Annotated in this window: 18 protein-coding genes; 12 read left to right on the top strand and 6 right to left on the bottom strand. The window is 65.1% G+C overall.

Features of this window, described 5'->3' with window-relative positions; translation table 11 throughout:
* Positions 1–141: 141 nt before the first annotated feature.
* Positions 142–1,449: a UDP-glucose/GDP-mannose dehydrogenase family protein gene (locus ACE10X_RS15930; RefSeq protein WP_304556401.1), complete on the bottom strand. Its 1,308-nt coding sequence runs from the start codon at positions 1,447–1,449 to the stop codon at positions 142–144.
* Positions 1,450–1,676: 227 nt separating this feature from the next.
* Between ACE10X_RS15930 and ACE10X_RS15935 the strand changes: the two genes are divergently transcribed.
* On the top strand, positions 1,677–4,025 hold the full coding sequence (locus tag ACE10X_RS15935) for a glycosyltransferase family 2 protein (RefSeq protein WP_038382204.1): 2,349 nt from the start codon (positions 1,677–1,679) through the stop codon (positions 4,023–4,025).
* On the opposite strand, the gene ACE10X_RS15940 is transcribed toward ACE10X_RS15935, so the two are convergent.
* Both ACE10X_RS15940 and ACE10X_RS15945 read right to left on the bottom strand, forming a co-directional pair.
* Positions 3,966–6,248, bottom strand: a complete 2,283-nt coding sequence (locus ACE10X_RS15940) for a glycosyltransferase family 2 protein (RefSeq protein WP_375764581.1) — start codon at positions 6,246–6,248, stop codon at positions 3,966–3,968. The genes ACE10X_RS15935 and ACE10X_RS15940 overlap by 60 nt on opposite strands.
* 298 nt (positions 6,249–6,546) lie before the next feature.
* Positions 6,547–7,470 (bottom strand): hypothetical protein, encoded by a 924-nt coding sequence (locus ACE10X_RS15945; RefSeq protein WP_038382203.1) that lies wholly within the window; start codon positions 7,468–7,470, stop codon positions 6,547–6,549.
* 194 nt (positions 7,471–7,664) lie between these two features.
* Between ACE10X_RS15945 and ACE10X_RS15950 the strand changes: the two genes are divergently transcribed.
* The 5 genes from ACE10X_RS15950 to galE all read left to right on the top strand — a co-directional run bounded on the left by ACE10X_RS15950 (position 7,665) and on the right by galE (position 11,969).
* Positions 7,665–8,891: a glycosyltransferase family 4 protein gene (locus ACE10X_RS15950; protein ID WP_038382202.1), complete on the top strand. Its 1,227-nt coding sequence runs from the start codon at positions 7,665–7,667 to the stop codon at positions 8,889–8,891.
* A gap of 24 nt (positions 8,892–8,915) precedes the next feature.
* Complete coding sequence (locus ACE10X_RS15955) at positions 8,916–9,578, top strand: ParA family protein (RefSeq protein WP_028345280.1); 663 nt, start codon at positions 8,916–8,918, stop codon at positions 9,576–9,578.
* Positions 9,579–9,798: 220 nt separating this feature from the next.
* Positions 9,799–10,428 (top strand): transglutaminase-like cysteine peptidase, encoded by a 630-nt coding sequence (locus ACE10X_RS15960; RefSeq protein WP_038382201.1) that lies wholly within the window; start codon positions 9,799–9,801, stop codon positions 10,426–10,428.
* A gap of 150 nt (positions 10,429–10,578) precedes the next feature.
* On the top strand, positions 10,579–10,833 hold the full coding sequence (locus ACE10X_RS15965) for a hypothetical protein (protein ID WP_038382200.1): 255 nt from the start codon (positions 10,579–10,581) through the stop codon (positions 10,831–10,833).
* Positions 10,834–10,973: 140 nt separating this feature from the next.
* Positions 10,974–11,969 (top strand): UDP-glucose 4-epimerase GalE, encoded by a 996-nt coding sequence (gene galE, locus ACE10X_RS15970; protein ID WP_038382199.1) that lies wholly within the window; start codon positions 10,974–10,976, stop codon positions 11,967–11,969.
* Between the two features lie 98 nt (positions 11,970–12,067).
* On the opposite strand, the gene ACE10X_RS15975 is transcribed toward galE, so the two are convergent.
* Both ACE10X_RS15975 and ACE10X_RS15980 read right to left on the bottom strand, forming a co-directional pair.
* Positions 12,068–13,054 carry a UbiA family prenyltransferase gene (locus ACE10X_RS15975; protein WP_244435659.1) on the bottom strand — a complete coding sequence of 329 codons (987 nt, stop codon included), beginning with the start codon at positions 13,052–13,054 and terminating at the stop codon, positions 12,068–12,070.
* Between the two features lie 36 nt (positions 13,055–13,090).
* Positions 13,091–14,659 (bottom strand): hypothetical protein, encoded by a 1,569-nt coding sequence (locus ACE10X_RS15980; RefSeq protein WP_038382198.1) that lies wholly within the window; start codon positions 14,657–14,659, stop codon positions 13,091–13,093.
* Between the two features lie 126 nt (positions 14,660–14,785).
* On the opposite strand from ACE10X_RS15980, the gene ACE10X_RS15985 reads away from it, so the two are divergent.
* A complete protein-coding gene (locus ACE10X_RS15985) occupies positions 14,786–15,943 on the top strand; it encodes a hypothetical protein (protein WP_244435658.1) in 1,158 nt (385 codons plus the stop codon).
* Positions 15,940–16,173, top strand: coding sequence for a hypothetical protein (locus ACE10X_RS15990; protein ID WP_244435657.1), 234 nt, complete (start codon positions 15,940–15,942; stop codon positions 16,171–16,173). Before ACE10X_RS15985 ends, ACE10X_RS15990 begins: the two co-directional genes overlap by 4 nt.
* 18 nt (positions 16,174–16,191) lie before the next feature.
* Here ACE10X_RS15990 and ACE10X_RS15995 read toward each other — a convergent pair whose 3' ends face one another.
* Positions 16,192–16,551, bottom strand: a complete 360-nt coding sequence (locus ACE10X_RS15995) for a VanZ family protein (protein ID WP_179077249.1) — start codon at positions 16,549–16,551, stop codon at positions 16,192–16,194.
* A 385-nt stretch (positions 16,552–16,936) separates the two neighbouring features.
* On the opposite strand from ACE10X_RS15995, the gene ACE10X_RS16000 reads away from it, so the two are divergent.
* The 4 genes from ACE10X_RS16000 to ccmI all read left to right on the top strand — a co-directional run bounded on the left by ACE10X_RS16000 (position 16,937) and on the right by ccmI (position 22,174).
* On the top strand, positions 16,937–17,599 hold the full coding sequence (locus ACE10X_RS16000; protein WP_016841655.1) for a response regulator transcription factor: 663 nt from the start codon (positions 16,937–16,939) through the stop codon (positions 17,597–17,599).
* 178 nt (positions 17,600–17,777) lie between these two features.
* On the top strand, positions 17,778–19,154 hold the full coding sequence (locus tag ACE10X_RS16005) for a sensor histidine kinase (RefSeq protein WP_038382195.1): 1,377 nt from the start codon (positions 17,778–17,780) through the stop codon (positions 19,152–19,154).
* A 108-nt stretch (positions 19,155–19,262) separates the two neighbouring features.
* Positions 19,263–20,657 (top strand): hypothetical protein, encoded by a 1,395-nt coding sequence (locus ACE10X_RS16010; protein WP_038382194.1) that lies wholly within the window; start codon positions 19,263–19,265, stop codon positions 20,655–20,657.
* A 392-nt stretch (positions 20,658–21,049) separates the two neighbouring features.
* The gene (gene ccmI, locus ACE10X_RS16015; RefSeq protein ID WP_038382193.1) at positions 21,050–22,174 is read left to right on the top strand and encodes a c-type cytochrome biogenesis protein CcmI; all 1,125 of its coding nucleotides are present in this window, start codon (positions 21,050–21,052) and stop codon (positions 22,172–22,174) included.
* Positions 22,175–22,207 lie beyond the last annotated feature (33 nt).

The following is a 22,207-nucleotide window of genomic DNA, read 5'->3' on the forward strand; positions in this document are numbered from 1 at the left end:
CTCTTGGGCGCATTCGGAAGCGGATGCCGGTGCGCGTGAAGAAATCGTGTCAGACAAGAAGGGAGCCTTGGTTCTGATTTGATCAGAACCAAGGCTCCAGGATTGAACCGACCGGCGGCTATTGTCGCCAGGCGCGAGCGCTCAGCGCGGCCGACCGATGCTGTCGTAGGTGAAGCCGTGCGTGGCCATCTCGTCCGGACGGTAGATGTTGCGCAGGTCGACCACGACCGGATGCTTCATCTCCTGCTTGATGCGCTTGAGATCGAGCGCGCGGAACTGGCGCCACTCGGTCACGATCACCAGCGCATCCGCCTGGCGCGCGCATTCATAGGCATCCCTGCAGTACTCGATCTCCGGCAATTCCTTGCGCGCCTGCTCCATGCCGATGGGATCGTAGGCGCGAACCTTGGCGCCGAAGTCGATCAGGCCGTTGATCAGCGGGATCGAGGGGGCCTCGCGCATGTCGTCCGTATCGGGCTTGAAGGTCAGGCCAAGCACGCCGATGGTCTTGCCGCGCAGCTCCCCGCCGAGCACGTTGGCGACCTTGCGCGCCATCGCGCGCTTGCGGTTGTCGTTCGCGGTCAGCGTGGCTTCGACGATTTTCAGCTGGACGTCGTGGTCGAGCGCGGTCTTGAACAGCGCACGGGTGTCCTTCGGAAAGCAGGAACCGCCATAGCCGGCGCCGGCATGCAGGAACTTGGTTCCAATCCGGTTGTCGAGCCCGATGCCGCGCGCGACCTCCTGCACGTTCGCCCCGACCTTCTCGGAGAGATCGGCGATCTCGTTGATGAAGGTGATCTTGGTGGCAAGGAAGGCATTTGCGGCGTATTTGATCAATTCAGCCGTGCGTCGCGCGGTATAGAGGATCGGCGCCTGGTTGAGATAGAGCGGACGATAGACTTCGCCCATCACCCTCTTGGCCCGATCATCCTCGGTGCCGACGACGATGCGGTCGGGATGGCGAAAATCCTGGATTGCGGCGCCTTCGCGCAGGAATTCGGGGTTCGACGCAACGGCGAAATCGGCGTCGGGATTGGTTTCGCGGATCAGGCGTTCAACCTCGTCGCCGGTGCCCACGGGCACGGTCGACTTGGTCACGACCACGGTGAACTTCTTGAGCGCTGCGCCGATCTCCTTGGCAGCGGCATAGACGTAGCTCAGGTCCGCATGGCCGTCGCCGCGCCGCGAGGGCGTTCCAACCGCGATGAACACGGCATCGGCGTCCGCGACGGCGCCCGCGAGCTCCGTCGTGAAGGTCAGCCGTCCGGCCGCGGCGTTGGTCTCGACGAGCTTATCGAGGTCAGTTTCGTAGATCGGGATCTTGCCGCGCTTCAGGGCTTCGATCTTGCCGGCGTCCTTGTCGACGCAAACGACCTGATGGCCGAAATCGGCAAAACACGCTCCGGACACGAGACCTACATATCCCGTTCCAACCATTGCAATCTTCATGAATCCGCTCGTCGATCAGTGTGGAGAGGAGGAGTTAGCACTAGCACAAATGGCGCCGATAACGCCAAGTTTTATAGCGTATAGTTTGTGTTGGAGCTCGGCGGCTTTTTGTGCAAACGGTGATCGCCTCGGTGCAGCTGAGCGCCCGTTAGTCACCTCGGGCGCACCATGGACACATTCTCAACTTGAAATCGACCGACAATCGAGCCGCCGTTTCAGGGGTGGACATGAGCACGAAGACGATTGGCAAGCAGAAGCCCTCGGGAGCTGAATATGCGTCGTTGCAAACGCAGTTCGCCAGATACGATCGCACGACGTTTTCCGGGTTCGTCTATGATCGCGCCGATCTCGGCCGACGCTACACCGTCGACCTGCTCGTCGACGGCGAGCCATACATGTCATCATTGTGTGACGAGTTTGTAACGGAGCTTGCCGACGCCGGGATCGGCGATGCGCGATTTGGCTTTACCTTCAACGTGCAGGATCAAGTCAGCGCGAACGCCACGATCATTGAGGCAAGGCTGGCAAATATCGGCAGTCCCGTCGGGGCTCCGATTCGTTGCGATGTCGCCGCGCCGGAAGCGCGGTGGCACCGGATCGGCGATATCGAGTGGGTCGGAGGTTTGCGCTTCGAAGGCTGGCTTGCTCAGGACATCGACGAGGAGATCGAAATCCTGATCGCGCAACGGCCGGTGATGACCGTGAAGCCGACCGGGTGGACCAACGTTGCGCGGGGCGGCGAGTTCGGCGTCGGCCGCCGGATCGATTTTCATCTGCCCGAGCATTTTGCGGACGGTCGCATGCGCGGACTATCCGCGCGGACGATTTCGGGACGGAGCCTGATCTCGGCGCCGATTTCCTTTGTCGCTTTCGATCGCGGATTGGAGCAAACGCTCGCGGATCTCGGGCGCTGGGAGAGCGAGCGGCTTCGTGGAGAGCTGTTCGATCGGGTGCTGCCGGCCTCGATGCCGTTTCACGCCTATCGCGGCTGGAAAGAGCGCTTCTCGCCGACGACACGATCTGAACAGTCTGACGTCGTATCCGAGGCGGCAGTCGTCCTGATCGGCGATGTCAGGGTGGACGAGAGCATCGAAAGCCTCGAAGCCCAACGGCACTCCGCCTGGTCGGCGGTGTCACTGCCGGCGCGCGCGTTCAGTCAGTTCGATCCAAAAGCAGCGCGCGAGTTTATCGACGGCGATGCCGCCGGCAGCGCGTTCTTTGTGTTTTGTCTGAGCGGAACGATCCTCGCGGAAGACGCCTTGCAGCGCTTCGCCGATCTGTTCGCGTCCGAACCCGGCTGCGATCTCGTCTATGGCGACGTCGAAGTTGCTGCGGGCGCCGGCGCTGTCTGGCCGCTGGCGTTTTCGGCATTCGATCTCGAGCGTGCGCTCGAGCAGGGCTATGGGGCGTATTGTTTTGCGGTGCGCCGGGAACGTGCCCTGGACGCGCTGCGTTCGGCGACGTCGCTCTACGACATCTTCCTTTCCTGCGCGGAGTCGGATCGAACCTATCATCTTCCGGGATCGGTTGCGGCGTTGCCGCGGATTGATGCATCCGCCGCCACCGCCGAACTGGTCGCGGCAAGCAAGGCGTATTTCGCCAGGGCCGGCATCGATGCCAATGTCGAGCCGCGAAAAGCGGGTCTTCTTCCGGCCGTTCAGGTCAAGCGCGCCGTCGATTGGAGCGAGCGCACCACCATCATCGTCCCGACCAGAAATCGCGCCGAGCTGCTCAAGCGATGCATCGAGACGGTCATGCCGGCGGCAAATGAGACGAACGCCCGGATCCTTGTCGTCGACAACAGCTCAACCGAGCCGGAAACGCTGGACTATCTGGACAGCCTGTCCGCGCAGGAAATCGACGTCATCTCGGTCGAGGGGCCCTTCAACTTCGCATCCATCAACAACGCCGCCGTCGCTTGCGTCGATACGGAGAACATCTGCTTTCTCAACAATGACGTCGAGGCGCTCGACGATACTTGGTTGGCGGAGATGCTGTGGCGGCTCGCCGCTCCCGATGTCGGAGCCGTCGGTGCAAAGCTGCTCTGGCCGAGCAGCGTCGTGCAGCACGGCGGAGTGGTGCTGGGGGCCAATTTCTCGGCCGCGCACGCCTTCAACGACCGGATGGATGGTGATCCCGGCTATGGCGATCTGCTTCAGGTGGCGCACGAATGTTCGGCGGTGACGGGGGCGTGCCTCTTGATGCGCAAGCGCGATTTCGTGGCCGTCGGCGGCATGGACGAGATCCGCTTTCCGATCAGCTTCAACGATATCGATTTGTGCCTGAAGCTGCGCCAGCTCGGAAAGCGGATCGTGTTCACGCCGGATGCGAAACTCGTTCATCTGGAGTCGGCAAGCCGCGGCCGCGATTCCGCGCCGGATCGCAGGGCACGCTTCAGGCGCGAGCTGTCGATCCTGCGCGCGAAATGGGGAGAGGTGCTGCTCGACGATCCCTATTACAGCCCGCTGCTGGGGCTGGATTCGACGCCGTTCTCTTCGCTTGCATGGCCGCCGCGATCATGGAAACCGCGCGCCAACCTGCCGCCGGTGCCGACCGCTCCTCCGATCGGGTTGTAGCAGGACGTCCTCCACCGCCCAGTCGCATACGACAGCAATCGTTGCATCGGCATCGAAGCCCGCCTGCAGCTTCAGGTCCGTGCTTCGGCCGCGCCCCGGAGGAGTCGGACTCCATTCCGTTGCGGCGATCGGCAGCCCGGTTGCCAGCAGCGCGTCCACCAATGGATGGCCAAACGCCGGTTCGCCGATGTTGAGAACCAATTTCGTGATGCCGTGACCTTCGATCAGCGTGGCGACGTCGTCGACGGCAATATCGCCGGTGACGATGACATTGGTGCGCTGCATCAGCTTGAGATCGTCGAGGGTACTCCCCAGCACGATGATCTCGACGTCTTCGTCGGCGTCGGCCAGTTGATCGCTCAACGCTCGTATGAAGCGAAATTCTGTGGCGTTGGCGTGCAGGACCAGCAGGCCGAGACGCGCGGGGCCGCTCGCGGCGGGATACTGCGCCGGCGGCGCGGGCGGGTCGCTCAGCCTCACGACTTGCAGGCCGAGAACGGCTTCCGAAAAGGCTGCGCCGTCGTCACCGATCGCAGTCACGCGCCGCGCCCCGGCGACCAGGCTTGTCCAATCCGGATGAACGCCTGATCCAGCCGCCGCGCGCATGGCAAGCGTGGTGTCGGTGATCAGGAGGTCGTAGGCAAAGCGTTGCGTGAGCTGCACCACGCATGCGCCGGGAATGCGGTTCGGCTCTGCGATCTCGAGCGACCGGATTCCGAGATCGGCGAGAGACGTCAGAAGAGCTTCGCGGCCCTCAGGCGTCGCAACGTCGAGTGCGATCGACTGCGGCGCTCCGCCATCCGGATCGAACATCGCAGCCAGCTGGCGTTGCCCCTCGGAGCGGATCTGCACGACCAGACCGTGCTGACCCTCTGCAGCCAGCTGCCGGCAGCGTTCGATGGCAATTGCGCGGCCGGCGAACGAGCCGCACAGGATGACGGATGGGCCGGTGGAGACCTGCTGGTTCGTGAGCAGCTTGAGCTCAAGCGCGGCCCGGCAATCGCGGAGTGGATCGGCAAGCAGGAATGCGGCGCAGTCCGTCGCATAGCGCCGGTAACGGTGTTCGAGAACGCGAAGATTTCGCATCACGAGCGAACGCTTTTCGCCAAGGAACGAGCGCGAGCCTTCGTGTCCGACGAAAACCGAAGGAATGCACACGTTGCGGAAGCCGGCCTCCGCTGCGCGCAGGCAGAAGTCGACGTCTTCGAGATAGCCGCGATAGAAGTCGTCGGAGAGCTCGCGCACGGCGTCGAGGCATTCGCGGGTAATGTAGAGGCAGAACCCGATGCCGTTGGGGATGTCGATGGCAATTCCGGAATTTGCGCTGCCTGCAAGTTCATCCAGCAATTCGATTTCGCCCGCCGGGGGCAGGGGATTTGACCGGTTCGGGATTGGAAAGCTGGTGTATTCGCCGTTGTTCGACAGCGGGGTCGCCGTGCCCACGCGCGGCGTCGATTGCACGGCGCTTCGCAGGCGTTGCAGCGCGTATTTCGGCACGATCGTGTCCGAGTTCAGCAGCACGACGTCGCCGGCGCCGGTCTCGCCGAGCGCGCGGTTGACCGCGCCGACAAAGCCAAGATTGTGCTCGTTGGTCAGGAGGCGGATGCGGAACTCGGCGGCGAGCTCGTTGAGCAGGCGCTTGATGTCGGGCTCGGGCGACGCATCATCCACGACGACGATGGTCGAGCCCGGCGTGCAGGCGAGCGCATTCAACGCGCTGTCGATGCAGGCTCGTGTCGCGGCCAGATCCCGGTATACCGGGATGATGATGGTGAGCGGAGGAGGTTCGCCGTTTCGAAGGCGAGCCGGCCGGCGTGGTGCGGCCCGGTGATCCGGAACGCGGTTGGCCGGGAGTTGAACACTTGCGATCACCCGGTCCGCCTGCGTGATCTGCAGGCGCTGCGAGGTCGCGGACGCGGGCCGGATCAGACGAAAGCTCGCGGCCTGTCGGCCGTCTCGCGCAAACCTGTGGCGTGGGTCGGCGGGAAGCTGGATCATGCTGGATTGATCCGCCTGCGCCAGCGAAAGGTGCGGGTCGTCCGGCCCGCGCCACGTCACCCATCCCTTCACCTCTTCATCGAGAAAGTCGATGCGGGCGCAGCTGTCCTGGCCGCTCTGTTCGAGCAGCAGCAGGGCGCTCCTGACCGAATCCGGATCGTCATCACGCCGCGTGACGCTTCGCGCCGCCTCGATCTGCTGAAGGTCGTCGCCCCAAGCCATCATTCGCCGCGCGGCGACCAGATCGTCCGGCTCGAGCTCGAGCGCCCTCGCGACGCCGGCGATCGCCGCATCCCTGAGATCGAGATGAAACAGCGCTTCCGCGCGCAGCAGATGGGCGCGGGCGCCCGGATGCGGCGGGATCCGGCAGCGGCGGTCGGCGAGCGCGAACGCCAGGCGGAAATCACGCGCCTCGAGCGCCCCGACAGCGGCCCGCTCGAGATCGACGTGGTGGAGCGTTTTGGACGTAAAGGCGATCCTGCGCGCGTCGGCGGTCAAGTGGCGCCCTTATCTGCCCGCATGGTCAGCCTGCCGTCTTGACGGCGCCCTGACGGCTCCGGAACACGCGCACCCGTCCCTCGAGGCGTGGTTCCTCGTGGCGCGGCATCGGAGCGGCGGGCTCGACCCGCCTCGGCTGCTGGGGCGCGAGAGGGGCTGCCTGCACCCGGCGCTCCTCGAGATTGAGCTTGAGGCCCACCAGCGGTTCCCGTCCCGAAGGACCCGACACCACGATCCGGTTCCCGGTGACCCGCAGGGCGGGAGCCCCCAGGAAGATGGTCTCAGCCGCGATGGCGTAGCGATCCGCACCGGGACCCGTGGCCTCCAGCGAGAACCCCGTGATGGCCAATGCGCGTCCCCGGGTTCCGGCAAAAGTTCCCAGAGGAACGAACTGGTTGTCGCCCCGCTGCGGCCTAGCGAACTTGACGGCATATTGCAGCTGGAGATCGTGCGGCTTGTTGGGCCATTCGAGGGAAATTCCCTCGATCCGCGCCGGAGCGGACGGTCCGGCAATCCAGACATTCGAGCCGACCGTCACGTCGCCGAGGCCCGCGACATGTGCGAGCAGCTTGAGGTCGCTCAATTCGCCGGGGCCAGCCTCCGGCTCGAACATGTCGAATGGCTGGCTGGCCGGCTGCTCAGCCGGCTGTCCCTGGGTCAGCGGCTCGATCTTGATATTGGCGGCGGTCGACCCGCCGACGCGCCCTGCGGTGACCTCGACGATCAGGCGGCTCGGCCGGGCGACCGACACGACCAGCGCGGTCTCGGGCGCGAACAGGGTTCCATTGACCAAGTCCGGCCCGGTAATGATATTACAATTGTTAAGACTGGCGCGATCCGCGTATACGCGCACCACCGGAGGTGACACCTTATCATCTGCGCCATTGTACCGAACCAGGAAGAGACCCCGTGCCAGATCAATGGTTTTCTGCTGAATCTGTTCGTTCATTGTCGCCTGCGAGCCTAACGGAATGGATTGATAAGTCTCCTGCAGTGTGCCTCAAAAATCTGTGTGATAGAAGGGGTCTTAATGTTAATCCGGTAAGATAGTTTCGCTCGCCAATCGATGACACACCGCCGGTGATGATGCAGACCCTGACCCCAATCGAAGACCGCGCGGCCGGGGGGCGCGCTCGCCCGCCAATGAACGTCCTGTTCGTCCACAATAACTTTCCAGCCCAGTACCGCCACATTGCGCGCGCGCTCGCAGAGCAGCCCGGCAACAGGGTCGTTGCCGTCGGTTCATCGACCGCCAGCACGACGCCGGATATCCGGCTGCTCAAATATTCGACGACCAAGACGGATTCCGCGGTCGTCCATCCGTTTGCCCGGCGCTTCGATGTCGAATCGCGGCGCGCCGAAGAGGTTCTGTACGCGCTGTCGTCGCTGTCGGGGCAGGGCTTCGTGCCCGACCTGATCTTCGCGCATCCCGGTTGGGGCGAGACGCTTCCGCTGCGTACGATGTTTCCGCGCGCGCGGATCATCCTCTATTGCGAATTCTATTACGGTGCCGAGGGCAGGGACGTCGGCTTCGATCCCGAGTTTCCCATGACGGGCCTTGATGGCAATGTCGCGCTCCATCTGAAGAATGCGACCACGCTGCTGGCGCTCACCGAATGCGACACGGGCGTCTCGCCGACGCCATGGCAGCGGTCGACCTTTCCCGCCGAGTTTCAGAGCAAGATCGAGGTGATCCACGAGGGCGTCGACACCGACGAGGTGAAGCCCAATCCCGTCGCGCGGTTTCAGCTTCCGAACGGTGCGACGCTGTCGGCGGACGACGAGGTGATCACCTATGTCTCGCGCAACCTCGAGCCGGTGCGCGGATTCCATGTCTTCATGCGGTCCCTGCCGAGGATCCTCGCCACGCGGCCGAATGCGCAGGTCGTGATCGTCGGCGGCAGCGGGACATCCTACGGCGCGAATCCACCCAAGGGCTCGAGCTGGAAGTCGATGTTCCTGGACGAGATCAAGTCGGACATCGACCTGCGCCGGGTGCATTTCCTCGGCCGGATTCCTCGGGAACCGTATCTCGAGCTGCTGCAGATTTCCTCGGTGCACGTCTATCTGACCTATCCCTTCGTGCTGTCCTGGTCGCTGCTGGAGGCGATGAGCGCGGGATGTGCGGTGGTGGCATCCGACACCGCCCCGCTTCGCGATATCATCTCGGACGGCAACGGCCTGCTGGTGCCGTTTTTTGATATTGATGCGCTGTCGGATCAGGTACTCTCGGTGCTGTCACGGCCCAAGGCCTTCAAGAAGATGCGGATGAAGGCGCGCAGCTTCGTGCGGGACAATTACGACGCAAAGCGGGTCTGTCTGCCGCGGATGCTGACGCTCGTTGATGAAGGTGTCCTCCCGCGCACGTAAGGGGGATAACGCCAGGAGTTTGCGATGCCGCTTGTCATCTCGGTTGCCCAGCGCAAGGGCGGGGTCGGAAAGACGACCCTTGCGGTCTTGCTGGCCGCAGAACTGGATCGGCGCACGGGCGTCGTGGGACTGGTCGACGCCGACTCGCAGGCGTCCGCGTGTCACTGGGCCGAGCCCGGCAATCTGTCGTTCCCCGTCTACCAGCTTGATCCGGAAACCCGGCCGGTCGCCGAATGGGCCAAGCTGATGCGCCAGATCCCGCATCAGATCATCGTGGTGGACTCCGCGCCGAACGATCGGGTGCTGGGCGCCGTGCTCGCGGTCGCCAATATCGTGCTGATGCCATGCACGCCGTCCGGCCTTGACATCGAGGCCACCGCGCGGACGCTCGACATCGTGCGGGAAGTGCGTGCCACGCGGCGAACGGCGCTCCGTGCCATGATCGTGCCGAACCGCGTCGACCAGCGCACGCTCGAAGGCCAGCAGTTGATCGAGGAGCTCGATACGCTCGACGAGGAGATCGGGCCGATGATCGGCAGTCGCTCGGCCTATGTTCGCGCCGTCGCCTTGGGGCAATCGGTCGCCGATTTCGCCGGCGGGACGCCCGCGGATCTCGAGATCAAGATGCTCGCCGATCTCGTGATGAGCTGGTGCGGCATCGCTCCCAGGCAGCGGGTGGCGATTTAACAGAGCGCGCCGGCGGCTTCGCGACAGGCTGACCATGCCGGCATGGAACGAGAGATTTCGGGCCGCAACCGGCCCTTGATCTGACGGCGCCCCGCCGAAAGGGCTTGGTTAACGGACTGCTCGCGCGCACCCTCGCATTTGAAACAAATGCCGCCGCGCGCTTGAGCCCAAGCTCAAGACATTTCCCGTACATGCTTCCCGTCACTGTGGGGAGTGAAGAATGTACAACGTCAAGAGAGTGATGGCCCTGGTTCTGGCCGTCCTTGCGCTCGGGACAAGCGCACAGAACACCCAGGCTGGAATGGTCGGCTTCCCGCTGCCGCTGCGCGGCGTGATCGAGAAGATCCGCTTCAGCGAGCCGACGCTGGCCCCGATGGCCTACACCATGTTCTGCATGCGCTATGCCGACGAGTGCAAGCCGAAAGCCCGCGCCCGGATGGTGTTCCGCGGCGGCGCCACACGCCTGACCAAGCAGCGCATCGCCGACCTGATCGAGGTCAATGCTTCGGTCAATCGCAGCATCGCGCCCCTGCGCAACGAACGCGGCCTCGCCGGCGAGGAATGGTTGATCAATCCGGCGCGCGGCGATTGCAACGACTATGCGGTCAGCAAGCGCCACGAGCTTTTGGCGCGCGGCTGGCCGATGCGCGACCTTCTGCTGAGCGAGGTTGTGACCTCCTCCGGCGAGCATCATCTCGTGCTGGTGGTCCGCGCCAAGGGTGGAGACATCGTGCTCGACAATCTGAATGCGCAGATCCGCAGCTGGTCGCAGGCGCGTTATCGTTGGGTCAGGATGCAGACCCCGGCGAACCCCGATCACTGGGCCGCCGTCGCGCAGGCAGGCGCCTGAATTTCTGAACGAGCCCCATCGATCGCACGTGGCGTGGCGAGACATTTCGCCGCGCCATTTTTCGTATCAAGGACGATCACTGCGGCGACATTGCCGGAACGATTGGAGGCATCAACGGTTGATCCTGATCCAACCCATCGAGGCATCGACATGAAGCTGGCCGGCCTTGTCACAACAGCGGCGCTGGTCGTCGCCACCGTCCCCGCCCTTGCACAGGGCACCGGGCAGACCACGCAGGGCGCAACGCGCTATTCGATCGATGGACCGGGCGGCGGCGTTCCGACGTCGCGGTCGCAGGCGACCCAGCCGGTCCCGCCGGCAACACCGGCTTACCCCTATGGCAGACCGTCGCGGCACGCGCCGCCGGTCGGGCAACGGACCAACGTGCCGCTGGGGTCGCGCTAACCGTCGCTTCGGCTGCAAAATCCGTTCGGTCTTAACGCTATTCCCATCGTCATTTTGCCGCCTCGGACGGAATGTCGTACCGATGCGATCACTGCGCCTGTTGAGGCGCGGGATTGGTTCGCGCAGGGACGACACTTTCAATGGCGAGCAGGGGTTCGATCCTGATCACGGGTGGCGCGGGATACATCGGGTCCCATTGCGTCAAGGCGGTTGCCGAGGCCGGGTTTCTGCCGGTCGTCTACGACAATTTGTCCACCGGTCACCGTGATTTCGTGCGATGGGGACCGCTCGTGATCGGCGATGTCGCCGACCATGACAAGATCGCCGCCACCGTCCGCGAGCACAATGCGCTCGCCGTGATGCATTTCGCCGCGTTCAGTGCGGTCGGCGAGTCCGTGGCGGATCCGCAGAAGTACTTCACCAATAACGTTGCCGGCACGCTCGGCCTGCTGCGCGGCATGCGGGAGGCGGGCTGCGACCGCCTGGTGTTTTCCAGCACCGGCGCGGTCTACGGCAACGCCGGACGCGATCCAATTCCCGAGAGTGCTGCAGGTCCGACCGTCAATCCCTACGGCCGCTCCAAGTTCATGATCGAGCAGATCCTGGCCGACTACCGCGCGGCGTATCAGTTCAACTCGGTCTGCCTGCGCTATTTCAATGCCTGCGGCGCCGACGCCTCCGGCACCATCGGCGAGCTCCGCGATCCCGAGACGCATTTGATTCCGCGCGCGCTGATGGCGCTGCTGGGGCACGTGCCGGACTTTGCCATCTTCGGCGAAGACTATGACACGCCTGACGGCACCGCGGTGCGCGACTACATCCATGTCGATGACCTCGCGAGCGCCCATATCGCGGCGCTCGAACTGCTGCTGAAGGGCGACGCCGGCGGCGTGTTCAATCTCGGCACCGGCACCGGCTATTCCGTGCGCCAGGTGCTCGACGCGATCCGCGCCGAGACCGGTGAAGCGGTGCCGAGCGTGGTGCGCGAGCGCCGGGCCGGCGATCCGCCGATCCTGGTGGCCGATCCCTCCAGGTCGGAGCGCGGCCTCGGCTTCAAGGCCAGCCGGTCCGATCTCGGCTACATCATTCGCTCGGCCTGGGCCTGGCACCAGAAGGCTCATCCGCGCCGGCGGTGAGCATGATCCGGAAAAGTCGAAGCGGTTTTCCCTCGCGACAAACGCGGAGCGCGTTTGCGCGGAGATCATGCTCGAATAACGATCAAGCCGCCAGGGCCTCAGTTCAATGTGATGTAGTGCTGTTCGGCCAATCGCGCGAGGAACGGCATGTCGACAAGGCTTGCCACCAGGAAGACGGCGACCAGCGCCAGCACGAGCAGCATCAGGCCGCCCTCGCCATAGAGCTTCTCGGGTTTCTGCGCCGACGACCCCGGCGACGTCGACATCGAGAAGTAGGTGGTGAACAGCATCACCACCAGCGGCATCGCAAGGACATACTCGATGCGGTACTTCACCAGGAACACCGAGAGGAAGAACACCGAGAACAGCGAATAGCTGAGGCACGAGGCCGTCAGCGACACCTCGGTGTAGTACGCGAAGCTCGCGCGGTAGCGCGCCAGCAGCTCCCTGCCATGGGACGCGGCAATCTCGCGATATTCGGACAGCCGCTTGGCCGCCATCAGGAACGCGCCGCCAAACCAGTAGCACAGGATCACCGAGCCCGGCGGCAGCGAGGTTGGGTCGATCATCGCCCAGCCGATCAACAGCCGCAGCGGATTGTTGACGGATTCCGAGATGACGTCGAAATAGGCCTTGTCCTTGCTGCGCAGCGGCGGGACATTGTAGACGATGCCCTGCAGGGCGAAGATGCCGGTTGCGAACAGCATCAGGCGGCTGCTCGCAGATGCGCAGACGAGGCCGAGCGCGACCAGCAGCAGCCACTCGATTCCGATGATCTTGCCGTCCATCGCGCTCTGGACCGCGGAGCGCTGCGATTTGGTCGGGTGATGCCGGTCGAAGTCGCGGTCGAACCATTCATTGATCACATAATTGGCCGACGCGATGCAGATCGCGGCCACAAGGCCGAGGACGATCGCGCTTGCAACATGCTCGCCTCTCGGGCCGCGCAACAGCCAGGCGAGGACAATCCCGGGAACGATGAAGATGTGCTTGGTGCTGTGATCGAGCCGCAGGATGGCGAGATACTGCCGGATGCTTGCGGCCGGCGGCTTGCGGGCTTCGACCTTGCTGTCCATCAGCGCCATCGCGCGGTCCTTTTTCTGTCGTCGTTGATCGATCGCCTAGTTGAGAAGGTAGACGTCGAAACTCTCGTCGGTTTTGGCGGGGCCGAAGCTGCGGAGCATCGTGGTCGCTTCGCGGAAATCGCGGATCTGCGCCGCTGAGGCACGGAACGTCCGCCAGTCCTTGCCTTCGTCGTAGGTCCGGTTGGGCGTGATCTCGTCGAGCCGGTAGGCCAGCAGGATGATGACGGGCGCGCGGCTCGTGTCGCGAAGCTCGCGGGCGAGGCGCAGGGTCTCGCCGAGATCGCTGTCCATCTTGCCCTTGCGCGAGAAGATCACGACGCTGCCGAATTTGTAGTCGCGCGCGAGATAGATCCGGTTCTTGACGTAGTAGGGCAGCGCCTCGACCAGCCATTCCGGCTCGCTGAGGATCACCGCGTCGGCCAGATCGGCGCACGAGGCGATCAGGCGGCCGAGATCGGCGCTGCGGCTCGCGACCACGCCGGTCACTGCGTTGCGCAAATCGTTGATGCCTGCGGCGGTCTGGACCGCGAGCACCAGCAGGAGCGACACGCGTCCGATCGCCGGCAAGCGCCGGTCGAGCCATGCTCGGGAGACGGATGGCGCGGTGACCCGGCTCCAGCCGATCCAGTAAAGCGCGATCAGGAAGCTCAGCCAGACCGCGGCATGGCGGTAGGCGCCGTTGGCGGCGACGGCGAAGAACAACGACGTCAGCAACAGGGCGGCGATGGCGGCGAGAAAGGCCGGTCGTCGCGGCAAAAGCGCGAGCGTCGCGCCGAACAGCAGCGCCGATCCCGCGACCCCCGGCAACAGATTGGCAAACAGCGCGCCCAGCGACGTCGCGCCGGGGTTCACCAGCGAAAGGATTGCCGCCGCCAGCGGTGACTCGTGCGACCAGTCCCGGGCCGCGGCGTCATTATAGGTCGGCAGCATCGTCACGGCGCAGATGACGACGCCAATCGTCGCGATGATTGCATTGATCGCGAAATTGGTGAGTTGCGGCGACCAGCGCCAGCCATCGGTCTCGAGCAGGTCGAGCAGCCAGAACAGCAGGAATGCGCCGGTCATGATCGCGCCGACGACGTTGGCGTTGGCGAGCAGGAATAGCAGCGCGCCGATCAGGACGCCGCGATCTCGGTGGGGCCGATAGCACGCCGCGATCGCGAACAGGAACAGGGCCGAGATGCCGTAATTCCTGGCCATCACGACATATTCAAACAACAGCGCATGGCCGGTGATCAGCAGCAGGACCAACGGCCGCGGGAATGGCGACCGGAAGATCAGCAGTGCGACCGTGAGGAGCCCGACCACGAAGGCGACGGCGGGCAGCACCTCGACCCGATCGAATACGGCATGCGCGCCGCGCAGCAGAAGGTACCAAAGGGCAGGGTGGCCCTCGCCATGCAACCCTCTCAGCATGGCGAACACATTGTCGCCGTTCAGGGCAATGGTGAGCGCGCGGACCTCGTCGCGCCACATCACGTGACGGCCGATCTGGAAGCCGACCAGCGCGACCCATCCTGCGAGGAGCAGGACGTCCGGCCAGGATCGGCGGTCCCGCTTGGGCGCGAACAACCACTGGTCCAGGATGTGCAGAGAACGGGTCAATGAATCCTGCTGCTGCTCGGATCGGGACGGTCAAACCAGGGCGTCATCCACCGGCCTGGTGGTTTGTGTTAACAGTAAAATCCACATAGAATGTTGTAACATTATGGGCAAACCAGACTAACATTTATGACGCCGACGCCGGCCCAGAGAACGGTCAGGGACATCGCTCCTGCGCACCCCGAGGTGGAGTTCGCGCTGGTGCTGGCGCGAACCATCGATTCCGTGAGCGCCGACCCGCAGCAGCTGCGCAGCGCGGTCTACGAGCTCGCGCGGCAGAAGCTGCAGCAGCTCGCGCACGAGGATCCGGCGGAAAAGCAGCGTCTGATGCAGGCGCTGGAAGTGGCGATCGAAGGCGTCGAAGCGCACACGAAGAGCAATGTGATCGAGAAATTCGAGGTGCCGGCGGCGCGGGCGCTGCCCGCATTCCTCGAGGCGGCGGGCGCTGCACGGCGGATCGAGGCGCCGCCCCGGATCGATGCCGAGGCGGCATTTGCCGTGACCCTCGATCGCGTCGAGCCTGCCGCGGTGTCGCGCCGTCCGCGATGGTCGTCGTCGACGCCGCTGCGTTACGTTGTCATGCTGGCGTTCTTTGGGCTGATCGCGGCCGTTGTCCTGCTGCAGCAACGCGGCGTGTCATTGGCCGTGGCCCGCGCGATGATTGCCGGCACGCTGGCATCGGCGCCGCCTGAAACCCAAAGGCCGGCGGTGGTCGCGGCCGTGCCGGCGCCGGCCGTCGCGGCCGAGCCGCCGGCGCCGAGACGGCCGCTGCCGACCGCGTACGGCGTTTACGCCGAGAGCGGCGGCAGGCTCTACGAGCTGCAACTGATCCAGGGGCGTGCGCCGGATCCGCGGGTGGCGATCTCGGCGGCGATCACGCGGCCGAGCGAGACGATATTGCCGGACGGACATCTCCGCTTCATCGTGTTCCGGCGCGAGGGTGCCGGCGGCGCCTCCGATCCGATCGATGTGCGTCTGATCGCGCATGTGAGCCAGCAGACCACGTTCGACGCCACCGGCAAGCCGGTGGTTTCGCCGGGCGACGACAGCTGGGTGATCCGCAACATCTCGATCCCGTTCCGCGCGGCGCCGCTCAAGGACGATCCGCAGATGTTCGAGGTCCTGCCGCGCGACGACGCGCCGCTGCCGCCGGGACGCTACGCGCTGATCCTGAAGGCCCAAGCCTACGATTTCACGGTCGAGGGAACGGTGACCGACAATCGGCACTGCCTGCAGCGGCTGGCAGCCGCGAATGGCGTGTTCTACTCGGAATGCGAGAAACCGTGAGCGGGGTGTCCGTCCGGTTCAGCGCCGTGCTGGCGCTCCTGCTGGCGTCCAGTGCCGCCGTCGCCGCGCCCGCTGCCGAGACCGCAAAGCGCTGCCTGCGCGCGGCCTACATGGTCTACCCCTACAAGCGACCGGGGGCCGTGCCGATGAATGGCGACCGGCTGCACTTCTTTCAGCAATGCATGGCGCAGGACGGCATGAAGTCGGCGGAAGCGCCGAAGCGCGATTGAGCGCAATGCGCCGGCCGCTCAGCTCGCGGACTGCTCCACGCCCGGCCTCAGCCGGCCGAACTGGTTGCGCAGCACGAGCAGCATGAAGCGACCGACGCCTACGCCGGCGAGACCTCCCGCCACCTTGACGATCGCGTCGATCAGGCGCCCGTGACGGTCCGGTGTCAGGAATTGCATTGCTTCGAGCGTGAACGCGCTGAAGATCACAAAGAGCACGATCAGCGCGGTGCGCCGCGGGTAGCCCAGCACGAAGGCCAGCGCCATCACGGCGAAAGCCGCGAAATGCTCGATCTGCGGATGGAATAGCGAGGGACGGTCCTGGATCGGCGACAGTGTCACGAAGGCGATGAAGGCAAGCGCAAGCCAGCCTGCAATCACGCCGAACCTCCGTATCCTTGAAACAAGCAACGCGTTCTTCCCGGTCCGTGGGCGCTCGGCGCGCCGCCGTTGAATTAGCGCATCGCTCGTGTCAGCGACATGAAAATGGTCGTCGAAGGTTAACTTGCCGGTCGACTGTAAAGTGCCCTGGTCCGCGGGAAGGCTGCCAGCAAGAATAGTCTTCAGTTTAAGGTATTAAAATACCATAACCCGATCTCACTTCGCGCGCATCTCATAGAGGGAACCAGGGGTGCTTGCGCGGGTTCCCGGGATGGTGCACCTGACGAAAAAATTAGCTGCGCCTTGCGGGTCCATTCATAAGCCGTTCACGGCGGGAAGCCTCATTTGATGCCGGATATCGCAATGCTCACTCTCGGAGGCCAATGTGCGTCTGCTCGTCGTTGAGGATGACCCGGATCTGAACCGCCAGCTCACCACCGCGCTGACGGACGCCGGCTATGTGGTCGATCGCGCGTTCGACGGCGAGGAGGGGCATTTCCTTGGCGACAGCGAGCCCTATGACGCGGTCGTGCTGGATATCGGCCTGCCGAAGATGGACGGTATTTCGGTGCTCGAGGCCTGGCGGCGGAACAAGCGGGTAATGCCGGTGCTGATCCTGACTGCGCGCGATCGCTGGAGCGACAAGGTTCAGGGCTTCGACGCCGGCGCCGACGACTATGTCGCCAAGCCCTTCCACCTCGAGGAGGTGCTGGCGCGGATCCGCGCGCTGCTGCGCCGCGCGACCGGGCATGCCCAGGTCGAACTGAACTGCGGGCCGGTGGCGTTGAATACCCGCACCAAGCGTGTCACCGTCAACGGCAATCCGATCAAGCTGACCTCGCACGAGTACAATCTGCTCGACTATCTGATGCACCACACCGGGCGGGTGGTCTCGCGCACCGAACTGGTCGAGCATCTCTACGACCAGGACTTCGACCGCGACTCCAACACGATCGAGGTGTTCGTCGGGCGCATTCGCAAGAAGCTGGAAGTCGATATCATCCAGACCGTTCGCGGCCTCGGCTACATGCTGTCGCCGCCGACCTAAAGCGTTTTTTGAACGAACTGGTTCGCGCGAAGAAAGCACGACCAAACAAAAGGATAAGGGCATATCCTATTCAATCGGATCATGCTCTTAAGGCGCTTGATCGGCGTGCGGGCTACGGCATGATCCGCGCTAGGAGGACGGGATTCGCCATGTCTGTTGCCGCTGACACGATGTTCTGATGGGCGGCAGCTCGCTTGCGACACGCCTGTTCGTCTCGGCGACCGCCTGGGTGGTGGTGATCCTGGCGATCACGGGCGTCATCCTGTCGTCGGTCTATCGCGACGCGACCGAGCGCGCCTTCGACCGGCGCCTCAATCTCTATCTGCGCACCCTGATCGCCGAGGTGGCGACGCCGGACGAGCCGGCGGACCGCCAGTTCCAGTCGCTCGGCGAGCCGTTGTTCGACCTGCCGCTGTCGGGCTGGTACTGGCAGATCACCCGGACCGATACCGAAAAGGGCGAGACCCGCGCCTCGCGCTCGCTCTGGGACAAGAAGCTGCCCAAGCTCGAGGAGCACGGCGCCGAGCTGACCGCCGCCGGGGTCCGGCTCGGCTATGTCGACGGGCCCGAAGGCCAGAGCCTGCGCGTGGTGGAGCGGCCGGTCGATCTCGGCGCCGACGGCAAGTTCCTGGTCAGCGTCGCCGGCGATGCCACCGAGATCTTCGATGAGACGCGCAGCTTCGACTATTATCTCGGCGGCACCTTCGCCGCGCTCGGCATCGTGCTGCTCCTGACCACGATCTTCCAGGTGCGCTACGGCCTCGCGCCGCTCAAGCGCATTTCGGATGCGATTGCCGACATCCGCTCCGGCCGCGCCGAGCGGCTGGAGGGCCGGTTTCCGGTCGAGATCGCGCCGCTGGCGCGCGAGACCAATGCGCTGATCGACGCCAACCGGGAGATCGTCGAGCGCTCGCGTACCCATGTCGGCAATCTCGCCCATGCGATCAAGACGCCGCTCTCGGTGATCGTGAACGAGGCGGCGGCGCATACCGCCGATCCTTTCGCCAGCAAGGTGCTGGAGCAGGCCGATTTGATGCGGGACCAGGTCGCGCACCATCTCGAGCGCGCGCGGATCGCCGCCCGTGCCACCATCGTCAGCACCATCACCGACGTCGCACCCGTGATCGAGGCGCTGCGCCGGACCATGGAAAAGATCCATCGCGATCGTGACCTTTCGATCGAGGCGAAGGCCGATCCGGCGGCACAGTTTCGCGGGGAGCGGCAGGACCTCGAGGAAATGGTCGGCAATCTCGTCGATAACGCCTGCAAATGGGCGGCGTCGCAGGTGTTCGTCGAGGTGACCGTGGTGCCGCCCGAGGCCTCGGGCGCCGGGCCGAGGCTGCGCATCGTGGTCGACGACGACGGGCGCGGCCTGTCGGAAGCCGAGCGTGCCCAGGTGTCGCGGCGCGGCCAGCGGCTCGACGAGTCAAAACCCGGCTCCGGTCTCGGCCTGTCGATCGTGACCGATCTCGCCGGCCTCTATGGCGGCAATCTCACCCTGAACAACGCGCCGATCGGCGGCCTGCGAGCCGAGCTCGTGTTGCCGGCGGTCTAGCGGTCGACGCCGCTATTATTCCTAAACGGCTTCTTAACGGGCCCGCCCCTATCATTGCGGGCGGACGGGCTGCGGCGCTTGCCGGGCACCAAGCTTTCACGACCGGGCATGAGCCAGAAATCGACCGAGCGGCTGAGGGATTATCTCGCGCAGCTTCCACCGCAATCGCAGGCGCTGCTGATGCGGGAGCTGGAGCGCGCCGTCGAACGCGGCGATGACGTCGCCGTCGCCAATCTGGTCCTCGAGCAGCTGCGCAAGATCGTGCGCGGGGCCGAGGAGGACGAGCAGATCCAGCCGCGCAGCGACGATCCGGCGCGGCTCCTGTTCCGGCCGCTCGAGCCGTTCCTCGCCGAGACCAATTTCCCGACGCGAGCGGGACAGATCCGGCGCGCCTCGCTGCTGCCGATCTGGCAATGGCTCGCCCGCGAGGGCGCGCCCGAAGCGGCTCGCGCGTTCGAGGCGGCGTTGGCCGCGGCCACGGAGAGCGGTCCGATGGAGACCGCCGCGCGCAAGTTCCAGCTTGCCGCCGCGGACGCCATCCTCAAGATCGCGGCGCCAAGCCAGGATGACCGCCAGCGCGCGCTGTCGCGGGTCGGCCCGCCGAACGTGGTCGAGGACCTGCTGCCGATCGGCCTCGTTCTGCAGGCCCGCGAAGCGCTGGAAACCCTGGGAAGCCGGCTGCCGAGCCAGATCCGGGTGTTTGCCGATTCCCAGATCGCTTCAGCGACCGAAGCGCTCAAGCTGCCGTCGCTGCAGACGCCGCAGCTATTGCCGTTCGCGCTGTCACTGATTGCGCAGCGGCTCGCCGCGCCATGGCAGATCGTCCGCCTTGCCATCAAGATGGCGGCCTCGGACGATGAGCTCCGCGTCGCGGCAACGCCGTATGGCGTCGCGGTCACCATCGCGCTGCATGACCTGTCGTTCGTCGCGGCCTGCCTGCGTACCGACATCAGGCGCGGGCATTTCGATTATGTCGGCGAGCAGCTCAAGACCCTGCATGACGGGGTCCGCGGCCTGCGCACCGAGCTTGATCTGCGCAACGATTCCACCTGGGGTCGCCAGCTCACCTCGGTTCGCGCCGATACCTCCAACGCGCTGCAATCGGAGATCGACAGCGTGCCGGGCCGGGTTCGCCGCATCCTGCGCCAGCGCGCCGACAAGGACATTGCGGCAGGCGCCAAGATCGATGCGACCGAGGTCGAGGACGCCGCGGCGCTGATCGATTTCGTCGCGGTGTGCCGCACCTATGCCAGCGAGCTCGCCATCAACGAGGTGACGCTGCGGACCTTCTCCGACCTGCAACATTATGTCGAGCAATCGACCGAGGGGCTGGTGCAGTCGCTGCGCGGCGGCGATGCCCGGGTCCGGGCCTTCCGCCAGCAGCAGGTCAAGGCCGCGATCCGGTTCTGCGAAGTGCTGTTCGGCCACGACTACGCGTCGCTGATGAACAGGGCGGCGGAAAACGCCGTGACCGGCGAGCGCAAATCCTCGCGCGCGGGGTAGCGAGACCGCGCAATTCGCGGGCAGGTTCGACGGCAAGCCGACGAGCCCGCCAAGGCGGGACGACCAGCATCTGCACAATTTCGGAATAATGGAAGTGTGGCGCTGAGTTGCCCGACGTGTCAAGTCGTCAATCGAGCGCCGGCCGCCGGCTCCTTTGCATGGGGTTGTTTTCGATATTTTGGTCGCGCGCCTTCACGTCGGGCATCGGCTCCGGACCGGAACTGGCTTCGCCCGAAAACGCTCTTGCAATACCGCCGGAACGGCACCGGAAACCGCCTGATTTCGACGTTCCGCCGATCCAGCAATTGTCAATTGCCGGGCTCGCCGCCGGTAGTGTAAAGCGATTCTAAGGCGGCTTGCCGGAAGTCGCCGTTCCATCCGGGAACCGCTTGATGACGCTGTGGTTTGTGTTCGCGCTGATGACGGTCGCGGCGATCTTTGCCGTGCTGTGGCCGCTTAGCCGCCGCGGGCGCGCGGATACCGGCGGCAGCGAGGTCGTGGTCTACCGCGACCAGCTCGCCGAAATCGACCGCGACATGGCCGCCGGGATCATCGGCGCCGCGGAGGCCGATGCCGCGCGGATCGAGATCAGCCGCCGGCTGCTGGCCGCCGCCGATCAGGGCGGACGTGAAGCACCGGTGCAGTGCAGCCTCAGTCTGCGGCGCGCCGCCGCGATCGTCGGCCTGGTCGGATTGCCTGTGATTGCCTCGAGCTTCTATCTCGCGCTCGGCTCGCCACGCCTTGGTGACTTTCCGCTCGCCGAACGCGGCCGGGTGGCCGACGCCAACCAGCCGCTCGCCAATCTGGTCGCGCAGGTCGAGGCGCATCTGGAGAAGAACCCGACCGACGGCCGCGGCTGGACGGTGCTGGCGCCGGTGCTGTCGCGCCTCGGCCGCTTCGATGACGCCGTCCGCGCCTATCGCAACGCCATCACCTATGCCGGCGACAGCGCCGATCGCCGCGCCGATCTCGGCGAGGCGCTGATGGGGACCGCCGGCGGCGTCGTCACCGCGGACGCCAAGGCGGAATTCGAGCGCGCGGTCGCGCTGAACGGCGATGATGCCAAGGCGAACTATTTCCTCGGTCTTGCCGCCGAGCAGGACGGCCGCAAGGCTGATGCCGCGGCGCTCTGGCAGAAGATGCTGGCGAAGGCGCCGGCGGACGCGCCATGGCGGCCGCTGGTGCAGGCCGCGCTGGTGCGGGTCGGCGGCGCTAGCTCACCCGGTGGCGTCAGCGCACCGGCGCTGCCGGACAGTGCGGTGGCTGCGGCCAAGGACATGAGCGAGGCCGATCGCGGCACCATGATCAAAGGCATGGTCGATCGGCTGGCGACGCGGCTGAAGACCAATGGCGACGACGTCGAGGGCTGGCTGCGGCTGGTCCGCGCCTATCTCGTGATGGGCGAGCGCGACAAGGCGATGAGCGCGCTCGCGGATGCCCGTCAGGCGGTCGGCAACGATGCGGACCGGTTGCGTCAGCTCAATGAGGGGCTGAAGAATCTCGGGCTGGATGGATAACGCATGACGCCGAAAAGTGCGCAGCGGGTTTCG

The sequence above is a fragment of the Bradyrhizobium sp. Pha-3 genome (assembly GCF_042258325.1).
In the GTDB taxonomy this organism is placed as follows: domain Bacteria; phylum Pseudomonadota; class Alphaproteobacteria; order Rhizobiales; family Xanthobacteraceae; genus Bradyrhizobium; species Bradyrhizobium elkanii.

What these genes read in the sequence shown, in the direction of transcription:
- ACE10X_RS15965 (WP_038382200.1), top strand. Translation starts at nt 10,579, where the DNA reads ATGAAGCTGGCCGGCCTTGTCACAACAGCGGCGCTGGTCGTCGCCACC.
- ACE10X_RS16010 (WP_038382194.1), top strand. Translation starts at nt 19,263, where the DNA reads ATGAGCCAGAAATCGACCGAGCGGCTGAGGGATTATCTCGCGCAGCTT.
- ccmI (WP_038382193.1), top strand. Translation starts at nt 21,050, where the DNA reads ATGACGCTGTGGTTTGTGTTCGCGCTGATGACGGTCGCGGCGATCTTT.
- ACE10X_RS15955 (WP_028345280.1), top strand. Translation starts at nt 8,916, where the DNA reads ATGCCGCTTGTCATCTCGGTTGCCCAGCGCAAGGGCGGGGTCGGAAAG.
- galE (WP_038382199.1), top strand. Translation starts at nt 10,974, where the DNA reads ATGGCGAGCAGGGGTTCGATCCTGATCACGGGTGGCGCGGGATACATC.
- ACE10X_RS15935 (WP_038382204.1), top strand. Translation starts at nt 1,677, where the DNA reads ATGAGCACGAAGACGATTGGCAAGCAGAAGCCCTCGGGAGCTGAATAT.
- ACE10X_RS15950 (WP_038382202.1), top strand. Translation starts at nt 7,665, where the DNA reads ATGAACGTCCTGTTCGTCCACAATAACTTTCCAGCCCAGTACCGCCAC.
- ACE10X_RS15985 (WP_244435658.1), top strand. Translation starts at nt 14,786, where the DNA reads ATGACGCCGACGCCGGCCCAGAGAACGGTCAGGGACATCGCTCCTGCG.
- ACE10X_RS15960 (WP_038382201.1), top strand. Translation starts at nt 9,799, where the DNA reads ATGTACAACGTCAAGAGAGTGATGGCCCTGGTTCTGGCCGTCCTTGCG.
- ACE10X_RS15940 (WP_375764581.1), bottom strand. Translation starts at nt 6,248, where the DNA reads ATGATGGCTTGGGGCGACGACCTTCAGCAGATCGAGGCGGCGCGAAGC.
- ACE10X_RS15930 (WP_304556401.1), bottom strand. Translation starts at nt 1,449, where the DNA reads ATGAAGATTGCAATGGTTGGAACGGGATATGTAGGTCTCGTGTCCGGA.
- ACE10X_RS16005 (WP_038382195.1), top strand. Translation starts at nt 17,778, where the DNA reads ATGGGCGGCAGCTCGCTTGCGACACGCCTGTTCGTCTCGGCGACCGCC.
- ACE10X_RS15945 (WP_038382203.1), bottom strand. Translation starts at nt 7,470, where the DNA reads ATGAACGAACAGATTCAGCAGAAAACCATTGATCTGGCACGGGGTCTC.
- ACE10X_RS15975 (WP_244435659.1), bottom strand. Translation starts at nt 13,054, where the DNA reads ATGGCGCTGATGGACAGCAAGGTCGAAGCCCGCAAGCCGCCGGCCGCA.